This window comes from Alistipes sp. An116, from assembly GCF_002161005.1.
Lineage (GTDB): Bacteria > Bacteroidota > Bacteroidia > Bacteroidales > Rikenellaceae > Alistipes > Alistipes megaguti.
The window spans coordinates 69,310-88,558 of the sequence record NZ_NFLR01000006.1 but is presented as its reverse complement, the minus strand read 5'-3'; the positions used below and the strand labels follow the sequence as shown (position 1 = coordinate 88,558).

Genomic DNA, 19,249 nt, shown 5'->3' with positions numbered 1-19,249 from the left:
GGCCGTCGGGCCGCCTTCGGTCGGGGAGGATAGAACACTCCGTTATTCGATCTCGTCGCTGTAAACTGCGCCCGGGAGGTCATGCAGGTTGTAGCGCGAGGCCATCGACATGCCGTAGGCCCCGGCCGACTTGATCGCCAGCAGGTCGCCCCGCTGCGAGCGGCGCAGCGTCACGTTCTCGTCAAAGACGTCGGTCGACTCGCACGCCGTACCGACGACCGTATATTTATCGGTCGGGGCGTCGTCCGGTGCCGTGATGTTCTCGATGTTGTGGTAGGCGCCGTACAGCGCCGGGCGGATCAGTTCGGTCATCGAGGCGTCGACGATCAGCAGCTTGCGTCCCGTGGCCGTCGTCTTGTTGAATAGGACCGTCGTGATCAGCTCGCCGCACTCGGCCACGATCGAACGGCCGAATTCGAAGTGGACCTCCCGGTCGCCCACACGCAGGTGGTTGTGGACAATCGAGAAGAGCGAGGCGAAGTTCGGGATCGGCTCGTTCTCCGGCACGTCGTAGTTCACGCCCAGACCGCCGCCCACGTCGACGAAGCGCAGCTCGAAACCCAATCGCTCGAGGTTCTCGACGATGACGTTCACCTTGTTGCACATGTGCTCGAAGACGTGCAGTTCGCGGATCTGCGAACCGATGTGCAGGTGGAGACCCACGACGCGCAGGTGGGTGAACGAACGGATCTCTTCGGCATGTTCAAGCACCTCTTCATAGGAAATGCCGAACTTGCTGTCGGCCTGGCCCGTATCAATGCAGTGATTGGTCTTCGGGTCGATATCCGGATTGATGCGCAGGGCCACCTCAGTCACCTTTCCGGCCTCGGCCGAAAAACGGTCCACAAGCTCCAGCTCCTGGATCGACTCGCAGTTGATCGCCAGGATGCCCTGTTCGATCGCATAGCGCAGCTCCTTGTCGCGTTTGCCAACGCCCGCATAGACGATCCCTTTCGGGGCGAAGCCCGCCTCGATCGCCTTGCGAAGCTCGTTGCCGCTCGCGCAGTCGATGCCGAGCCCGTATTCGCGGATGATCGAGAGCAGGCGATCGTCGTAGTTCGCCTTGATGGCGTAATGCACCTTGTAGCCGTACTTGTTCGACTCCGATACGACGCTCTCCAGCGTCTGGCGAAGCAGGGCCGTATCGTAAAGGTAAAACGGGGTTTCGTAACCCCGGAGCTTGGTCGCGATCTGTCTGCTTAACATATGAACCTGAACTTAACCTGTTTGCAGTTCGCAAATATAAACGTTTTTAATTATTTTTACAAATCCATTTCGCTCTCAATTCCTTTATAATTCAAAATATTTAGTATCTTTGCGTGAGATTTCACACGCTTTTATGAAAAATATCCGCAACTTTTGCATCATAGCCCATATCGACCACGGCAAATCCACGCTCGCCGACCGCCTGCTGGAGAAAACCAACACCCTGAACCAGCGCGAAATGCAGGCCCAGGTGCTTGACGACATGGACCTCGAACGCGAAAAGGGGATCACCATCAAGAGCCACGCCATTCAAATGGAGTACACGGCCCGCGACGGAGAGCACTATACGCTCAATCTGATCGACACGCCGGGACACGTCGACTTTTCGTACGAAGTCTCGCGCGCAATCGCCTCGTGTGAAGGCGCCCTGCTCGTCGTCGATGCCACGCAGGGAATTCAGGCCCAGACCATCTCGAACCTCTATCTGGCCGTTGCCCACGATCTGGAGATCGTCCCCGTGCTGAACAAGATCGACATGGAGTCGGCCATGATCGACGAGGTGAAGGATCAGGTCATCGACCTGATCGGCTGCAAGGAGGAGGATATTCTGCTCGCCTCGGGCAAAACGGGGCTGGGCGTCGAGGAGATTCTCGAGGCCATCGTCCAGCGCATCCCCGCGCCGAAGGGTGACGACAACGCTCCGTTGCAGGCCCTGATCTTCGACTCGGTGTTCAACCCCTTCCGCGGTATCATCGCCTATTTCCGCGTCTTCAACGGCACGATCCGGAAGGGCGAGCACGTCAAGTTCTTCAACACGGGCAGCGAGTACGATGCCGACGAGGTCGGCGTCCTGAAGCTCAAGATGCAGCCCCGCGACGAAATCCGCGCCGGAGACGTCGGCTACATCTGCTCGGGAATCAAAACCTCGGCCGACGTCAAGGTCGGCGATACGATCACCTCGGTGGCCAATCCCGCACACGAGGCTATTGCCGGTTTCGAGGATGTCAAGCCGATGGTCTTTGCCGGCGTCTATCCCGTCGAGGCCGACCAGTACGAGGATCTGCGCGCTTCGCTCGAAAAACTCCAGCTCAACGACGCCTCGCTGACGTTCGACCCCGAAAGCTCACTCGCCCTCGGATTCGGATTCCGCTGCGGTTTCCTCGGACTGCTCCACATGGAGATCATTCAGGAACGCCTCTACCGCGAATTCGACATGGACGTCATCACCACCGTCCCGAACGTCTCCTACCGCGTGACCACCACCCAGGGCGAGGTCGTCGAGGTACACAACCCCTCCGGTCTGCCCGAAATCACGAAAATCGCCAAAATCGAGGAACCCTATATTCTGGCCCAGATCATTACGAAGTCGGAGTTCCTCGGAAACGTCATCAAACTGTGCATCGACAAGCGCGGCGTGATGAAAAACCAGACCTTCATCACCCAGGACCGCGTCGAGGTCAACTTCGACATGCCCCTCTCGGAGATCGTCTTCGACTTCTACGACAAGCTCAAGAGCATCTCAAAGGGGTACGCCTCGTTCGACTATCACCGGACGGGGTTCCAGCTCTCGAAACTCGTCAAGCTGGACATCCTCCTGAACGGAGAACCCGTCGACGCCCTCTCATCGCTCACATACACCGACCATGCCTACGACTTCGGCCGCAAGATGTGCGAGAAACTCAAGGAGCTCATCCCGCGCCAGCAGTTCGATATCGCCATCCAGGCCGCCATCGGTGCCAAGATCATTGCCCGCGAAACCGTCAAGGCCGTCCGCAAGGATGTCACCGCCAAGTGTTACGGCGGCGATATCTCCCGAAAACGCAAACTCCTCGAAAAACAAAAGAAGGGCAAAAAACGCATGCGGCAGATCGGCAACGTCGAAGTCCCCCAGTCGGCATTCCTCGCCGTGTTGAAAATGGATTGAAAACCATGAAGAAAACCATCATCGACCTCTTCGAGGCCTCCGTCGAAAAGTATGGCGGGAAGACCTTCCTGCTCGAAAAACGTCACCACAAGTTCGAGCCTACAACCTATGCCGAAACCAAAGAGCTCGCTCTGGAGGTCGGAGCCGGCCTCGCATCCATCGGGATCCGCCCCAAGGACAAGGTCGCCATTCTGTCCGAAGGTTGCAATGCCTGGATCATCTCCGAACTGGGACTCTTCTACGCCGGGGCGATCAGCGTGCCGCTCTCGGTCAAGCTCGAAGAGTCGAACGATCTGCTCTTCCGCCTGCGCCATGCCGAGGTCAAGGCCCTCTTCGTCTCGAAGTATCAGCTGCCCAAAATCCGCCGTATCCGCGCCGAACTGCCCCAGGTCGAGCACATCATCGTCTTCGGACACATCCCGCTCGAAGCGGGCGAAACCGCCTACGGAACCCTCCGCCGGCTGGGCCGCGACTACCTCTCGAAGCACAAGGAGGAGTTCCTGAAAATCGGGCAGGCCATCGAGAACGACGACTACGCCACGATCACCTATACCTCCGGTACGACGGCCGATCCCAAGGGCGTTGTCCTCACACACCGCAACTACACGGCCAATGTCGAGCAGTCGCTCTCGCGAATCGACATCCCGTCGCACTACCGCACGCTCATCATCCTGCCGCTCGACCACTGTTTCGCCCACGTCGTGGGGTTCTACATCATGATCGCCTGCGGTGCCTCGGTCGCTACGGTCCAGATCGGCAAAACCCCGATGGAAACCCTCAAGAACATCCCGCTCAACATCCGCGAGGTACAGCCCCATTTCCTGCTCACGGTGCCGGCCCTGGCCAAGAATTTCCGCAAAAACATCGAAAGCTCGATCCGCGCGAAGGGTCCCTTTGTCGAGCGGCTCTTCCGAATGGCCCTGAAGGTCGACTACGCCTACAACTGCGACGGGTACAGCAAGGGGCACGGCTGGCGTTTCCTGCTCAAACCGCTGGTCGCTCTCTTCGACGTCGTGCTGTTCCGCAAGGTCCGCGAGGCCTTCGGCGGCTGCATGAAGTTCTTCATCGGCGGCGGCGCACTGCTCGATGCCGAGCTGCAGCGTTTCTTCTACGCCATCGGCATCCCGATGTTCCAGGGCTACGGCCTCTCGGAGGCTACGCCCGTCATCTCGACCAACTCGCCCAAGTATCACTGGCACCGCTTCGGGTCGTCGGGCAAGATCCTCATTCCGCTCGAGCTGAAGATCGTCGACGAGCAGGGGCGTGAACTCCCGCGCGGCGAGAAAGGGGAGATCATCATTCGCGGCGAAAACGTCATGGCCGGTTACTGGAAAAACCCCGAGGCTACGGCCGAGGCCATTCGCGACGGGTGGCTCCATACGGGCGACATGGGGTATGTCTCGCAGGACGAGTTCCTATACGTTCTGGGCCGTTTCAAGAGCCTGCTGATCGCCTCGGACGGCGAAAAGTACAGCCCCGAAGGGATGGAAGAGGCCATTGTCGACAATTCACCCTACATCGATCAGATCATCATCTACAACAATCAGAGTCCCTTCACGGGGGCCATCGTCGTACCGAATGCCGAAGCGTTGCGGCACGAATTGGATCAACGCAAGGTGGCTGAAGAGGCTCGTCCGGCCGAAGCGGCAAAGATACTGGCTGCCGAAATCGACAAATATCGCGCAGGAGGTGCTCATGCCGGCGAGTTCCCGGAACGCTGGCTCCCGGCAGGTCTGGCCATTGTCGACGAACCGTTCACCGAGCAGAACGGGCTGGTGAACAGCACGATGAAGATTATTCGGTCGAAAGTCGAAGAGCATTTCCACAACCGGCTCGACTATCTCTACTCGCCCGAAGGCAAGAGTGTGGCGAATGCAGAAAACTGCAAGGCGTTGAAAAATTTACTCCGATAGGGGATTTTCATCGTCCGAAAACTTGACTTTTCAAAAATTCGGAGTATCTTTGTACTCCGTAACGCGGAAATAGCTCAGTCGGTAGAGCATCAGCTTCCCAAGCTGAGGGTCGCGGGTTCGAATCCCGTTTTCCGCTCCAGAAGGGGCCAGAGGGGCCAGAGGGGCCAGAGGGGCCAGAAGGGGCCAGAAAGGGCCAGAAAGGGCCAGAAGGGGCCAGAAAAAGGGAGAGCCGTAAGGTTCTCCCTTTTTGTTGTGCAAGTTGTCCGCGGACGGAAAAAGGTGAGCAGAAATCCGACCGCCCTGTATTCTTCCTCTCCTGTTAAAACAAAAGGCAGCAATTGTCTCACACCTTAATTGGATCCATATTCAACCAAAATCCGTAAAAGCCGCACATTCTTCCATGAAATCGTTACGTCGGTTTGCACCCCGTCGGATTACCTTTGCAGCAGACACAACGGCCACAATTCTGTCTGACCGGGGTCGGAGCAGATAAACGGAAAGCGATATGGATAGACGCGATTTTCTTAAAAGCGGACTTTTTGCCGCAGCTGCCAGTGCGATAATCGGTCCGAAAGCCCTGGCGCAGGAGGTTGAAAAACAAACCGTACGGGAGCGGTTGTCGAGAGAGATTCTCAATTACAATCCGCAGATGCAGTACCGCCCGATGGGGCGGATCGGCGTGAAGGTCTCGGCGCTGGGTTTCGGCATGTTGCGGTTGCCGATGAAGAACGGTCACGTGGATTTCGACCAGACCACGCCCATGGTACGCCGTGCCATCGAAGGCGGTGTGAACTACATCGACACGGGGCGTGTCTACCTGGGCGGAGAGAGCGAACAGGCGGTGGGTCGTGCTTTGGCCGGAGGCTGGCGCGACCGGGTGTATGTCACCTCCAAGATGCCATGGTGGGAGATGCGGTCGGCGGACGATTTCGAAAAGTTCTTCGACCAGTCGCGCCGCACCATCGGCACGGACGTGATCGATTTCTACCATATCCACATGATCATGCACCGCGCGTGGAAGGATTATGTGCTGCCCTACCGGCTCATCGAAAAGATGGAGCGGCTGAAGGCCCAGGGCAAGATCCGCTTCATGGGCTTCTCGTTCCACGACAGCCTGCAGCTGTTCAAAAAGGTGGTGGAATACACCCCGGCCTGGGATTTCTGCCTGATTCAGCACAACTACCTGGATTACGAATACGAGGCAGGGGTGCTCGGCCCGAAGTATGCCGCAGCCAACGGAATGGGGCTGGCGGTGATGAAGCCCGTCCGCACGGGATTTCTGGCCCGTCTGCCGCAGACGATGCACGATGCACTGGCCTCGACGGGGATCCGCAAGCCCGATGCGGAGTGGGCGTTGGACTATCTGTGGGATATCCCCGAGGTGAGCGTGGCGGTCAGCGGCATGGGTTCCATGGCAGATGTGGAGGAGAATCTGAGGTATGCCGCCAAGGCCCGGCCGAACATGCTCTCGCCGGCCGAGCGCGAGGCGTTGGGAGCTGCCATCCAGGCCTACCGCCAAGCGCCGGGTCATATCGACTGCACGGGCTGCTACCAGTGTATTCCCTGTCCGCACAACGTGGCCATCGGCTACATCTTCGCCTATGTGTACAACAACTACCTGCTGCACGGCAACCTGCAGCGGGCGCTGGCCGACTATACCGTGTCGATGTCGCCCGTTCAGCGCGGCGACCCGGCCTCCTCGTGTGTCGCGTGTGGCGAATGCCTGGCCAAGTGCCCGCAACACCTCGATATCCCGAACCTGCTGGCCCGGGTCCGGGAGACGATGGGTAAATAAAGACAGACAAACAAGATACTCTCACATAAAACAATTCTAAAAGATGGAAACCAATCTTATGTACGACATGTATGTTCCGACCCGGGTGATGTTCGGGGCCGGGATGCTGGACAAACTGAGTGAACAGCCGATGCCGGGACGCCGCGCCCTGATCGTGATCTCCAGCGGAAAATCGACCCGGGCCAACGGCTACCTCTCGCGCACGGAGGAGCAACTGCACAAGGCCGGTGTGGAGACGGTGCTCTTCGACGGCGTGATGCCGAACCCGACGGTCAGCAACGTCGACGCCGGGGCAAAGGTCGCCCGCGAGCACGGCTGCGATTTCCTCGTGGCGCTGGGCGGCGGCAGCGTGATGGACTGCACCAAGGCCATTGCCGTGATGGCGACCAACGACGGGGAGCTTTGGGACTATGTGCCCATCGGTTCGGGCAAAGGCAAACAGATTGCCGTCCGTCCGCTGTCCATCATTGCCATTACCACCACGGCCGGAACGGGTTCGGAGACGGACAATTCGGGCGTCATCACTAGGGAGGATACCTTCGAGAAGGCCTTCGTGGGCGATGCTTCACTCTTTCCCGTCCTCTCGATCGTCGATCCGGAGCTGATGGCCAGCGTGCCGCCGACCTTCACGGCCTACCAGGGCTTCGATGCCCTGTTCCACAGCACCGAAGGCTACATTGCCCGGGGTGCGAACCTGATGAGCGACATGTATGCCCTGACGGCCATCGAGAATCTGGCGACGTACCTGCCCCGTGCCGTGAAAGATGGCAAGGACATGGAGGCTCGCACCCACGTGGCTTTCGGAAACACGTTGTCGGGTGTGGTGATGTGCCTCACGCTGATTACGAGCGAACACGCGTTGGAGCATGCCCTTTCGGCCTATCATCCGGCACTGCCTCACGGTGCAGGGCTGATTATGATCAGCCGGGCCTACTACAAATACTTCATCGAACGCCACGCCTGCGACGAGCGCTTCGTTCGCATGGCGCAGGCCATGGGAATGACCGAAGCCTCGAAGCCCGAAGACTTTCTCACGGCTCTCACCCGGCTGCAGGAGGCCTGCGGCGTGGCCGACCTGAAGATGTCCGACTACGGCATCACGCCCGACGAATTCGAGACCTTGATGCGCAATACGCGCGAGGTGATGGGCATCATGTTCACCAGCGACCGGGTGCAGATGAGCGACGAGGAGATCGTGCGCATCTACCGGGAGTCGTACAGATAGTCGATTCCCGATCCGGACTTTGGAAAAGCGTCAAGCCATTCAAAGAGAAGCGTATGAAAAAGTTGTTTTTGATCCCCTGGATGCTGCTGGCGACGCTTGCCGTGACAACGGCCTGCGGCGAAACCCATCCGTCATCGAACGAGCCGGAACAGACCCGGCCCGAGGACGACGGGAACGACGAGGAAGGCGGCAACGTGAACGGAGCCGACGGGCGTTACCTTGTCCTCTACTGCTCGCGCACGGGCAATACGGAGCGGATGGCCCGGACCATTCAGTCCACATTGGATTGCGAGATGGCGGAGGTGGAGCCGGCTGTGCCCTACGATACGGACTACAACGCAATGCTCGACCGCGCACAGACGGAGCTGGAGGCCATTGCACAAGGCAATTTCCCGGCCATTACCACCTCAGTCGAGAGTCTTGACGAATATGATATTATCTTTGTCGGCTATCCGATCTGGTTCGGGCACATGGCCTCGCCGATGCAGACCTTCCTGCACGATCATGCCGCGTTGCTGGCCGGGAAGCGGATCGCTCTCTTTGCCAGCAGCGGGAGCAGCGGCATCGGAACCTCCGAACGGGATGCCGCTGCACTGGTTCCCGATGCCACGTTCGAAGAGTCGCTGCTGCTCACCTCCGGTTCGTTGGGCAGCATGGCAACCCGCATCCCGGCCTGGCTGGAGGAGCTCGGAGCAGACCGGGAGGAGCATTAAAAAACACGCGACATGAGAAAGCGAATGTTCACTTTGCTGCTTGCGGGCATGCCTTTCGGGACGGCGCCCCTTTACGGGCAGACGGTCGATCTCCACGCCCACATCATCCTTCCGGAGTATCTCGAGGTGCTGAAGGCGCACGGCGCGGAGCTCGAAGAGAGTTTCCCGCTGCCTGCGTGGGATGCCGCGCGGCACATCGACTTCATGGACCGGGCGGGCATCCGAACGGCCGTGCTGACGATGCCGGCTCCGCAGCCCTACTATGGCGACACGGAGGAGTCGGTCCGCTGCATCCGCCGTGTGAATGAGGCCTCGGCCGAACTGAAACAGCGATACCCCGGCCGGTTCCGGTTTTGTGCCGCGCTGCCGCTGCCCGACGTGGAGGCCGCCATCCGCGAAGCAATCCATGCGCTCGATACGCTGGGGGCCGACGGGGTGAAACTGGCGACCAACAGCCGGGGACAGTATGTGGGTGACGAGGCGCTGGATCCGCTGATGGAGGTGCTCAACGAGCGACATGCCGTCGTCATCCTCCATCCGCACCGCCCGACGCCCTGTCCCGAAGAGATTATCGCCACCACACCGCTGGCCATGTACGAATATCCGGCCGAATCAACCCGGGCCGTGGTCAACATGTTGGCGCGGAACGTGCTGGTCCGTTACCCGAATCTGAAGGTGGTTGTGCCCCATTGCGGTTCGTTCCTTCCGCTGGCATTGCCGAGAATGAAATCCATCCTCCCGGCGATGGTGTCGCAGGGCTGCATGCAACCGATTGAGTGGGAAGCAAACCTGTCGCGCCTCTATTTCGACCTGGCGGGGAATCCCACGGCAGAGGTTCTGCATGCACTGCTCACCATCACCACGCCCGACCATATCCTCTACGGTTCGGACTATCCCTATCTGCCCGATGCCGTGTTGCAGGCCAATCTGGAACGATTGAAACAGACGCTCGCTGCCGACGGGGAGCTGGCCGGGTATGCCGACCGGATTCTGGGGCGGAATGCCGAACAGCTGTTTGTCAGGAGCGCCGCCTGCGGCTGTACTCCGAGGGAGTGATTCCCTCCTGTCGCCGGAACATGCGGCTGAAGTGCTGCGAATACTCGAATCCGAGGCGGTCGGCCACCTGCGCGACACTCTCGCCGGCGGAGAGGCCGTCCTTGGCAAGCTGGATCACGAACCGGCGGATGTGTTTGCTGGCCGTCTCGCCGGTCGTCTTCCGGATGACGTCGCCGAAATAGTTGGGCGAGAGGCACAGCCGGTCGGCGCAGTACTGCACGGTGGGCAGCCCGAGGGTCAGCTGGAGCCGCTGCTCATAATAGTCGGCGAGCAGCTGGTTGAAGCGGACCAGAATGTCGGAATTTTCGATCCTGCGGGTCTGGAACTGGCGGTTGTAGAAGCGCTGGCAGAAGTTGAGCACCAGCCCGATGTAGCCGACCAGAATGGCATCCTGCTGCGCGTCGCGGTCGTTGTCGAGCTCTTCGCGCATCCGGCGCATCAGCGAAACCAGGATGTCATGCTCCCGGTCGGTCATGTGCAGCGCCTCGTTGACGCGATAGTCGAAAAAGGAGTAGTCGCGGATCCGTTTTTCGAGCGGCGTGCCGCGCAGCAGATCGGGATGGAAGAGCAGCGCCCAGCCCGTAATCGAAACCCGCTCGCCGTTGTCCTCCTTGCCGCCTACCTGGCCCGGGGCCACGCACAGCAGCGTTCCCTGGTTGTAGTCGTAGCGGCCGCAGCCGTAGTCGAGCTCCACGCTGGCGTCGTCGCGCAGAAAGAGTGCGTAGACGCCGTAGTTGTTCAGACTGTGGCGGATGGGCGAAACCTCGGCATAGTCGATAACGCTCACCAGCGGATGACGGTCGGTGTGTCCGACCCAGCGGCTGTAATCGCTCACGCTGTTTATCTTCAGAATCCGGCTCATCGGGAAAAGGCTTGAGGGGTTGTCTCCACAAAATTAACAAATCCCGGTCAAAATCCCAATCGGGCGGCGGGCGATGCGGTAAAACGGGTATGAACTTCCGGAGTATCGGTATCTGCGTGAACGGGTGAACCGCTACTTTTGCAATGTACAAACGTCAAAAAACGGCTATCCATGACAAACCGCATGATCTCTTTCGCGTGCCTGCTGCTGGGCCTGACGCTCTCGGGCGGCAGCATGGCGCAGACTCAACCGTCGAATCCTTCAAATACAATCACCATGGAAAAGAAACTCATTGGAAATACGCTGGCACTCTATCCCATGCCGCTGACGGTCGTCGGGGCCGAGGTGGAGGGCCGCGTCAACTGGCTCGTCGTGGCGCACGTCGGGATTATCGGGCACGACCGGATTCTGGTCAGCATGAGCCAGAGCCACTACACCAACCGGGGAATCCGCGCCTCGCGCAAACTCTCGGTCAATCTCGTCAGCCGCGAAATGCTTCCCGAAGCCGACTATGTGGGGCGTGTGAGCGGAGCCCGCGAGGACAAGTCACAGGTCTTCGCCTGGCATCGGGGCGCGAACGGCGTGCCGGTGATCGACCGCTCGCCGCTGGCGATGGCGTGCGACGTCGTGGATATTTACGAGACGGAGGGCTTCGACAACTTCATCTGTTCGATTGCGGCGACCTACGCCTCGCCGGAGGTGTTAGACGACCGCGGCCGGATCGACTACGCGCGGCTGAAGCCCGTGCTGTTCGAGTTCCCGACCTACTCCTACCTCTCCACGGGCGAGGTGATCGGCCGCTGTCTGCGGCTCGACAGCGAGCCGTCGATGTGCGCCAAGGAGCCAATGGCGGAGGACGGCATCGTGCGCCTTTCGAAGATCGAGGTCCGGCCGGAGTATCTCGACGAATATATGGCGTTTGCCGCCGAAGTGGGCGAGGTCTCGCTGCGTACCGAGCCGGGCGTGCTGACGATGTATGCCGTGGCCGAGCGGGAGAATCCGTGCCGGATCACCATCCTCGAAACCTACGCGAGCCGCGCAGCTTACGAGAAGCATATCGCCTCGGCGCATTTTCAGAAGTACAAGCAGGGAACGCTCCACATGGTCCGATCGCTCGAACTGACCGACCAGACGCCGCTCAACCCGGCCAACTGCCTCCGCAACTTTATCCGACTCCGATAGGCGGTCGGCAGGCGCCCCGTCCGTCACACGGTTCCGGACTGCGGCTCCGGTGCGAAAAGGCCCCGTCAACGGTTGCCGAGCCGGATCTTTTCGTGGTAGAAGTAGTTGACCACAACCGGATGCCCCTTTTCGGAGCGGCCGTACGGCAGGTCGTTCACGCGATACGGCAGGCCGTTTGCGGCGGCATAGGCGGCCATCTCCCGCTCGAGCGCCTGCCAGTAATCCGTCCGGCGGCGGTTGTAGATCTCCTCGTATAAAGGCACCAGTTCGGGATGTTTTTCGCGGATGTAGGCCAGGATCGCCGCCTTGAACGACCCGCGCAGGTTGAGATTTTCGAGCCAGACAAGGTCGGTGAACTCCCGGACCCGCTCGATGATGGCCTTCGGATCGGTGATGCCCGGAAAGATCGGCGAGACGAAGCAGACGGTGCGGATGCCCGCCTCGTAGACCTGCCGCATGGCCTCGAGACGCCGCCCGATGCTCACGGCGCGGTCCATGTCGGCGCGGAACGCTTCGTCGAGCGTATTGACCGACCACGAAACCGTCACGCGCGGGAACTCCCGCAGCAGGTCCAGATCGCGCAGCACAAGATCCGACTTCGTGCAGATCAGGATCTCGGCCGTCGTACCGCGCAGCTCCTCGAGCAGATGGCGCGTGCGCTGGAAATGCTCTTCGAAGGGGTTGTAGCCGTCGGTCACCGAGCCGATGACGATGCGCTGGCCGTCGAAACGGTGCGGATTGCCGACGGGTTTCCAGTGCTTGACGTCGAGAAACGATCCCCAGGGCTCGGTGTGGCCCGTGAAACGCTTCATGAACGAGGCGTAGCAATACTTGCAGGCGTGGGGACACCCCACGTAGGGGTTGACCGAATAGCCGCCCACGGGCAGCGACGAACGGGTCATGACGCTCTGCACGTCGATGTCGCGGATGATCTCCTCTTGCTGGTTCATATTCCGGATGTTTTGTGAGGCAAAGATCCGAAGATTTTTTGTGCAAAACCATGCCAGAAAGGGGGTAATGTATGCCATTTTGATAAATGATGTCGTATCTTTGCCTTCGGACAAACCGGATGCGAGCGATGAAGACAACGACAAATCCCCGACGGCTGGTCACCGTGCCGTTCAGCAAGACGCAGTGCGGCGTCGACTTCTACATCAATACGGGTCGCAGCGAAGAGATCCGCGGCGTACTGACCGAGCATCCGCTCTTCCGGACCGACTTCTTCGAGTTCTTCTTCCTCAGACGGGCCCGGGGCGTGCTGCTGCTCGGCGGACGCCGCGTCGAGCTGCACGACGACATGGTGCTGCTCCTCTCGCCCCACCAGCAGCAGCGCTGGCTGGCGGACGAGGCGGAGCTCGACTACACGTTTCTGATCTTCCGCGAGGATTTCATGCGCACGTTCCTCGCGGACAAGTTCTTCGTCTACCGCCTGCTCTATTGCTACCAGACCGACACGCCGCCGTGGTTCGATGCCGGGCCGGAGGCCTTTGCGGAGTATCTCCGGCTGCTCGGAAAGATCAAGGCGGAGCTGCGCGCCCCGACTTCGGACAGCTACAACCTGATCGTTTCGGTGCTCTACTACCTGCTGGTGACGCTCAACCGCGACTATGCCGCCGCCTACGGACTGCCCGTGACGTTGCCGCGCAACAACTGTGCGTTCCGCTTCAAGGCGCTGCTCGAAGAGCATATCCGTGAGGTACAGCGCGTCGAAGAGTATGCCTCGATGCTGCGCGTGAGCCGCGTGACCTTGAACCGGGCTGTCATGGATCAGTTCGGCGTCACGGCCGTGCACCTGCTGAAACAGCGGCTGCTGGAGGCCGTGAAGAACGACCTGCTGTTCGAGGGGCGCAGCGTCAGCCAGCTGGCCGATGCGTACGGTTTCTCGGACCCGAGCCACCTGATGCGTTTCTTCAAGCAGCAGACCGGACGTACCTGCTCGGCCTTCCTTGAGGATTATCGGCGCGGTGCGGGTGAATAGAAGGGGCTTCGGACTCCCGGCACAGGCCGCCGGGACTGTTCTCCGAAAAGAAAAATGGCATGTCGCTTCATGATTTAATCAATCATTTTGAGTCCGGATCGAATTGCACTGTACCGCCGGTTGAAGGGAAACCCGGATGATCAGACTCTGAAACTCCTGTTGCTGTTGCTCTGCATGCAGCGACAGAAAAGACAGAGACTCCGTCTATCACCGTCCCGGAGAGGCGCAAGAACTCCGAATCCGAAAACAACCCCGCTTCCGAAACCGAAAGCGGGGTTGTGTGTTTTGCAAAACGGCTGCTGTCAGACCGTCCTGCCGTTCGAGACAAGTTTCCACACCCCGGCACTCAGAGCCGCACCGACAAACGGCGCCACGATGAAGAGCCACAACTGCGAAAGCGCCGCTCCTCCCTCGAAGAGAGCCGGGCCGATCGAACGTGCCGGGTTGACCGATGTCCCGGTGATCGGAATGCAGACGATATGGACCAGCACCAGCGTCAGACCGATGGCCAGTCCGGCAAAGTTGCCCGCTCCGTGTTTGGCATCCGTGGCGCCGAGAACCACCAGCACGAAGATAAACGTGAAGATCATCTCCGCCAGGAAGGCCTGCAGCATCATTCCTTCGCCGTAGCTGTTCGCGCCGGTTGTGGTCGGACCGCCGTTCGCTCCGCTCGAAACAAGCACATAGAGTACCGCCGAGCCGAGGATAGCCCCGAGGACCTGGAAGATCATGTACCATGCAGCATCCTTGCCGCTCATGCGTCCCGAAAGAAAGACACCCAGCGTAATGGCCGGATTGATATGGCAGCCCGACAGGTTGCCGATCGTATAGGCCATGGCTACCACCGAGAGGCCAAAGGCCAGCGCCACTCCGATCGTGCCCACTCCGGCACCTACGGTCCCGGCCACGCTCCCGGCAAACGCCGCGCTGCCGCAACCCATCAGAACGAGAACCATCGTTCCGATCATTTCCGCAATGTACTTTTTCATCTTTTTGAGGTTTTATGGTTGTTCGGTTGTTGGTAAAGTTAATCAAATTCTACCGAAAAGACAAGTATTTGTCGATCATTCGGACCTCCGGAACTCCCATTCCGGACGTTTTACGCCGAAGTGAACAACCTTTCACCCAAAACCGTTCGCTTTGTACAAAGCGTAATGCCATGATCTTTATGCAAAGATTTCTGCTTCTTGCGGCCGTCTTGTCGACAGCCGCAGTGTCGGCGGCACGGGCCGTGCGGAATCCGGATACCGCAACCGCCGCCACGGCCCCGGAACGGCCGGTCATTCTGACGGGGCCGGATCGAATTGCAGAAGGACGAGCAGGGTCGTTATTACCGGCTGGCCCGCATGGCTCTTGCCCGGCGCAGCGTAAGGCTACTCCTCGGGGTAGGGGACCACCGCCACCTTGACCCCCTGCTCGTTCATCGCCTCGAGCATCTTCGGCGAGACCCGCGAATCGGTAATCACCAGATCGATGTCACTCATGTCGCAGATCTTGCTGAAACCCCGACGACCGAATTTCGACGAATCGGCCAGTACGACGGTCTTCGTCGCAGCCTGGATCATCGCCCGGTTCAGACACGCCTCCTGCAGATGGGTCGTGCTCAGACCGTAGGTCGGATCAATGCCGTCGACGCCCAGAAACAGCTTGCTGCACGTGAAGTTTTCAAGCATCCGCACGGCATATTCGCTGACGACCGAAGCCGATGAATGGCGAATGATGCCCCCGAGCTGGATGATCTCGATATCGGGTTTGTCCAACAACTCCATGGCCACGTTCATCGCCGAGGTGATCACCGTCATCTTCATGTTCGGGATGCAGCGCGCAAAGGCCTGCACGGTCGTCCCCGAGGCGATGATCAGCGCATCCTGCGCGGCGAGCAGTTCGACGGCCCGCTGGCCGATGCGGCGCTTGACCTCGGGGTGGAGTTTCTCCTTCTCCGAGACCTTGCGCGTGGCAATGTACGGATCGGCCAGAATGGCCCCGCCGTGGGTGCGGTAGAGGAGCTTCTTCTCCTCGAGCTGATCCAGATCCTTGCGGATCGTCACGGCCGATACCTTCAGCCGCTGGCTCAACGACCCGACATCCACACTGCCCGAGTCACGAAGCAGGTCCAGAATGGTTTTATGTCTCTCCCGAAGTGTCATTTTCCGTAGTTGGATGGGTTATGCGTCTGCAAAGATAATCAAAATGCGAAGAGATTGACTCCCACCTGCAGATATCCGGCCCGCTGATCGGGATTCCACATCGCATGAGCGAAGACCGGCATGTCGAAGCGTCCCAGCTTCAGCTTGTAGGTCGCCCGCAGCGAAATCTGGTCGATGCCGTCGTAGCCGTAGAAATTCGCGCCGCCGTCGGCTCCGTCCCGGTTGAAGGCAAACGTGCCGCCCAGCCCGACATCCACGATCCAGTGCTCGTCGCGGAAGAGGCTGTACTCCGCATTGACGTAGGTCGAATAGCGGTTCCGGCCGGCCTGGTTCAGATCGCGCCCGGCGAAGATCGTCGCCCAGTAGAGGCGCAGCGGCACCTCGAACTTCGTGTCGAAGTCGTAGGCCACACTCAGATCGAGGAAGTGTCCCGTCGAGTGTTTGTTGTAGTTGAAGATGTCCTTGCTGAAGGGCAGGGCAGGCGAGTAGTTGAAGATGTCCCACACGGCCACCGTAAAGCCCGCTACCGAATAGGAGACATAGTAGTCGAACTCCTTGTAGTCGCCCGTAAAGTCGGTGCCGCCCCACAGGCCCACCTTCAGTTTGTCGTCCAGCAGTCCGACGTTCAGGTCGGCAGCCAGAACGCCTCCGTCGGCCACCTGCTGGCCGCGCCAAAGATGCATGTTCTGAAGGGTTCCGCTCAAGTGCATGCGGGCGGTCTGTCCGAAGGCCGCAGCCGTCAGGAACAGCGCTACACAAAGCGCTGCAAGATGTTTCAGGGTCTTCATGGCAATTCGGGTTTTAGTAGCAATAGATCAGGCAATAGAGGGCAGCAGCAAGGAATCCGCCGATGATCGGACCGATGACCGGCACCCACGAGTAGCCCCAGTCGCTCGTGCCCTTGCCCTTGATCGGCAGGATGGCATGCGCCAGACGCGGCGCCAGGTCGCGGGCCGGATTGATGGCGTAACCCGTCGTTCCGCCGAGCGACATGCCCAGCGCCACGATCAGCATCGCAACGGGGAAGGCTCCCAGTGCTCCCATGCCCACTTCGGAGGTGTTGCCGTCGATCGAAAGGGCCAGGATGACGAAGACCAGCACGAACGTGCCGATGATTTCGCAGATGAGGTTGCGGCCGTAGTTGCGGATAGCCGGAATCGTGCAGAAGGTACCCAGTTTGGTCGCCGGGTCCGACGTGGCATCGTAGTGGTCCTTATAGAAAATGTAGACCAGCACGGCACCCACGAAGCCGCCCAGCATCTGAGCCACGATATAGGGGACGACCAGCGCCCAGCTGAAGGTCCCGGCAGCGGCCAGACCCAGCGTCACGGCCGGATTGAGATGCGCCCCCGAGTAGGGGCCCGAAATGAAGACACCCAGCATGACGGCCAGGCCCCACGCCAGCGTGATGACCACCCAGCCGGCATTCTCACCCTTGGATTTCTTCAGCGTCGTGCAGGCGACAACACCGTCACCGAACAGTACCAGAATAGCCGTACCGATAAACTCGAACAGGCATTTCAACATTACGTCGTTCATAAGTCAGCAGGTTTTAGGTTTTCTTGGATTTTTGGAAATAAAGAACCCGGAAACCGGATTTCGGGGTTCGGGATGGAGAAGCCCCCCGGAAAATCCGGATGAATCGGCAAGCGGTTCCGATCCATGCCACATCGGGCCGCCGAAAGAGGCAAAAGGGTTGGGCTCCCGACCGCTTCCGGATCGGGAGCTCAACGCCATCATTTGGTATAGTCGCTCAGTGTGCGTTTGACGGCATCCTCCCAGCCGGCCTTTGCCGCCGTGACCTTCTCCTCCTCCATCGCCGGCTCGAAGACACGGTCGATCTGCCACTGCTTGCGGATCTCGTCGATGCTCGACCAGTAGCCCACGGCCAGTCCGGCCAGGTAGGCGGCGCCCATGGCCGTCGTCTCGACGATCTGCGGACGGATGACCTTCGTACCGAGAATGTCGGCCTGGAACTGCATGAGCAGGTTGTTGCGCGAGGCGCCGCCGTCGACCTTCAACTCCTTGAGCGGAATGCCCGCATCGCGCGACATGGCCGCCGTGATGTCCATCGTCTGGAAGGCGATACCCTCGAGTGCCGCACGGGCGATATGGGCCGTCGTCGTGCCGCGGCTGATGCCGATGATCGTTCCGCGGGCGTACTGGTCCCACCACGGGGCGCCGAGGCCCGTCAGTGCCGGAACGAAATAGACGCCGTTCGTGTCGGGCACGCGCGAAGCCAGCTCCTCGACCTCCGACGAGGAGTGGATCACGCCCAGTCCGTCGCGCAGCCACTGCACGACCGATCCGCCGACGAAGATACTTCCCTCGAGGGCGTAGTTTACCTTGTCGCCGATCTTCCACGCCACGGTCGTCAACAGGTTGTTCTGCGACAGAATCGGCTTCTCGCCGCTGTTCATCAACAGGAAGCAGCCCGTGCCGTAGGTATTCTTCACCATGCCCGGCTCGGTGCACATCTGTCCGAAGAGGGCCGCCTGCTGGTCGCCGGCAATACCGGCAATGGGCACCTTGTGGGCGAAGATCGTCGTCTTGGTGTGGCCGTAGACCTCGCTCGAGGACTTCACTTCGGGCATCATCGACCGCGGAATCTTGAACAGATCCAGCAACTCCTGGTCCCAGTCCAGCGTGTGGATGTTGAAGAGCATCGTACGCGAGGCGTTGCTCACGTCCGTCACGTGCACCTCGCCGCGCGTCAGACGCCAGATCAGCCACGTATCCACCGTACCGAACATCAGTTTGCCCATCTCGGCGCGTTTGCGGGCCCCCGGAACGTTATCGAGGATCCACTTGATCTTCGTGGCGCTGAAGTAGGCGTCGATGATCAGACCGGTCTTCTGCCGGATCATATCCGTAAGGCCCTGGTTCTTCAGTTCGTCGCAGTAATCCGACGTACGGCGGTCCTGCCACACGATGGCATTGTAGACCGGTTCTTCGGTGTCCGAATCCCACACGATGGTTGTCTCGCGCTGGTTCGTGATACCGATACCGGCAAGGTTCAGACCGTTGATGTCCATCATCGTAATGGCCTCGGCGATCACCGACGCCTGCGAAGACCAGATCTCGTGCGGATCGTGCTCAACCCAGCCCGATTTGGGAAAGATCTGACGGAATTCGCGCTGAGCAACAGCGCAAGTCGTGCCTCGCTCGTCGAAAACAATGGCGCGGGAACTGCTCGTCCCCTGATCAAGTGCAAGAATGTACTGTTTCATAGTAGTTTGTGGTTGGTT

At 59.8% G+C, this 19,249-nt stretch carries 16 protein-coding genes and 1 tRNA gene; 9 read left to right on the top strand and 8 right to left on the bottom strand.

Features of this window, described 5'->3' with window-relative positions:
• Positions 1–42: 42 nt before the first annotated feature.
• Positions 43–1,206 (bottom strand): diaminopimelate decarboxylase, encoded by a 1,164-nt coding sequence (gene lysA / locus B5E60_RS05805; protein WP_087310240.1) that lies wholly within the window; start codon positions 1,204–1,206, stop codon positions 43–45.
• A 133-nt stretch (positions 1,207–1,339) separates the two neighbouring features.
• Here lysA and lepA point away from each other — a divergent pair, with 133 nt between their 5' ends.
• The 7 genes from lepA to B5E60_RS05770 all read left to right on the top strand — a co-directional run bounded on the left by lepA (position 1,340) and on the right by B5E60_RS05770 (position 9,832).
• A complete protein-coding gene (lepA, locus tag B5E60_RS05800) occupies positions 1,340–3,130 on the top strand; it encodes a translation elongation factor 4 (protein WP_087310238.1) in 1,791 nt (596 codons plus the stop codon).
• A 5-nt stretch (positions 3,131–3,135) separates the two neighbouring features.
• Positions 3,136–5,043: an AMP-dependent synthetase/ligase gene (locus tag B5E60_RS05795; RefSeq protein WP_087310236.1), complete on the top strand. Its 1,908-nt coding sequence runs from the start codon at positions 3,136–3,138 to the stop codon at positions 5,041–5,043.
• A gap of 63 nt (positions 5,044–5,106) precedes the next feature.
• Positions 5,107–5,182: transfer RNA gene (locus tag B5E60_RS05790), tRNA-Gly, on the top strand.
• Between the two features lie 366 nt (positions 5,183–5,548).
• On the top strand, positions 5,549–6,838 hold the full coding sequence (locus B5E60_RS05785; protein ID WP_087310234.1) for an aldo/keto reductase: 1,290 nt from the start codon (positions 5,549–5,551) through the stop codon (positions 6,836–6,838).
• A gap of 43 nt (positions 6,839–6,881) precedes the next feature.
• Positions 6,882–8,063 carry an iron-containing alcohol dehydrogenase gene (locus B5E60_RS05780; protein ID WP_204246446.1) on the top strand — a complete coding sequence of 394 codons (1,182 nt, stop codon included), beginning with the start codon at positions 6,882–6,884 and terminating at the stop codon, positions 8,061–8,063.
• Between the two features lie 53 nt (positions 8,064–8,116).
• Positions 8,117–8,776, top strand: a complete 660-nt coding sequence (locus tag B5E60_RS05775) for a flavodoxin (RefSeq protein ID WP_087310230.1) — start codon at positions 8,117–8,119, stop codon at positions 8,774–8,776.
• 12 nt (positions 8,777–8,788) lie between these two features.
• Complete coding sequence (locus B5E60_RS05770) at positions 8,789–9,832, top strand: amidohydrolase family protein (protein ID WP_239403238.1); 1,044 nt, start codon at positions 8,789–8,791, stop codon at positions 9,830–9,832.
• On the opposite strand, the gene B5E60_RS05765 is transcribed toward B5E60_RS05770, so the two are convergent.
• Positions 9,795–10,694, bottom strand: a complete 900-nt coding sequence (locus tag B5E60_RS05765; protein WP_087310226.1) for a helix-turn-helix domain-containing protein — start codon at positions 10,692–10,694, stop codon at positions 9,795–9,797. The genes B5E60_RS05770 and B5E60_RS05765 overlap by 38 nt on opposite strands.
• Positions 10,695–10,928: 234 nt before the next feature.
• Between B5E60_RS05765 and B5E60_RS05760 the strand changes: the two genes are divergently transcribed.
• A complete protein-coding gene (locus B5E60_RS05760; protein WP_239403244.1) occupies positions 10,929–11,876 on the top strand; it encodes a flavin reductase in 948 nt (315 codons plus the stop codon).
• A 65-nt stretch (positions 11,877–11,941) separates the two neighbouring features.
• Here the strand turns inward: B5E60_RS05760 and B5E60_RS05755 are convergent, their stop codons facing one another.
• The gene (locus B5E60_RS05755; protein ID WP_087310222.1) at positions 11,942–12,826 is read right to left on the bottom strand and encodes a radical SAM mobile pair protein B; all 885 of its coding nucleotides are present in this window, start codon (positions 12,824–12,826) and stop codon (positions 11,942–11,944) included.
• Positions 12,827–12,954: 128 nt separating this feature from the next.
• Here B5E60_RS05755 and B5E60_RS05750 point away from each other — a divergent pair, with 128 nt between their 5' ends.
• Entirely contained in the window at positions 12,955–13,854 is a 900-nt protein-coding gene (locus B5E60_RS05750; protein ID WP_087310220.1) for a helix-turn-helix domain-containing protein, read from the top strand.
• A 302-nt stretch (positions 13,855–14,156) separates the two neighbouring features.
• Here the strand turns inward: B5E60_RS05750 and B5E60_RS05745 are convergent, their stop codons facing one another.
• The 5 genes from B5E60_RS05745 to glpK all read right to left on the bottom strand — a co-directional run bounded on the left by B5E60_RS05745 (position 14,157) and on the right by glpK (position 19,231).
• Positions 14,157–14,843, bottom strand: a complete 687-nt coding sequence (locus B5E60_RS05745) for an MIP family channel protein (protein ID WP_087310218.1) — start codon at positions 14,841–14,843, stop codon at positions 14,157–14,159.
• 384 nt (positions 14,844–15,227) lie between these two features.
• Complete coding sequence (locus B5E60_RS05740; RefSeq protein ID WP_087310216.1) at positions 15,228–16,001, bottom strand: DeoR/GlpR family DNA-binding transcription regulator; 774 nt, start codon at positions 15,999–16,001, stop codon at positions 15,228–15,230.
• A gap of 38 nt (positions 16,002–16,039) precedes the next feature.
• The gene (locus tag B5E60_RS05735; protein WP_087310214.1) at positions 16,040–16,789 is read right to left on the bottom strand and encodes a hypothetical protein; all 750 of its coding nucleotides are present in this window, start codon (positions 16,787–16,789) and stop codon (positions 16,040–16,042) included.
• A gap of 13 nt (positions 16,790–16,802) precedes the next feature.
• Positions 16,803–17,540: an MIP/aquaporin family protein gene (locus B5E60_RS05730; protein ID WP_087310212.1), complete on the bottom strand. Its 738-nt coding sequence runs from the start codon at positions 17,538–17,540 to the stop codon at positions 16,803–16,805.
• A gap of 197 nt (positions 17,541–17,737) precedes the next feature.
• On the bottom strand, positions 17,738–19,231 hold the full coding sequence (gene glpK / locus B5E60_RS05725) for a glycerol kinase GlpK (RefSeq protein ID WP_087310210.1): 1,494 nt from the start codon (positions 19,229–19,231) through the stop codon (positions 17,738–17,740).
• Positions 19,232–19,249 lie beyond the last annotated feature (18 nt).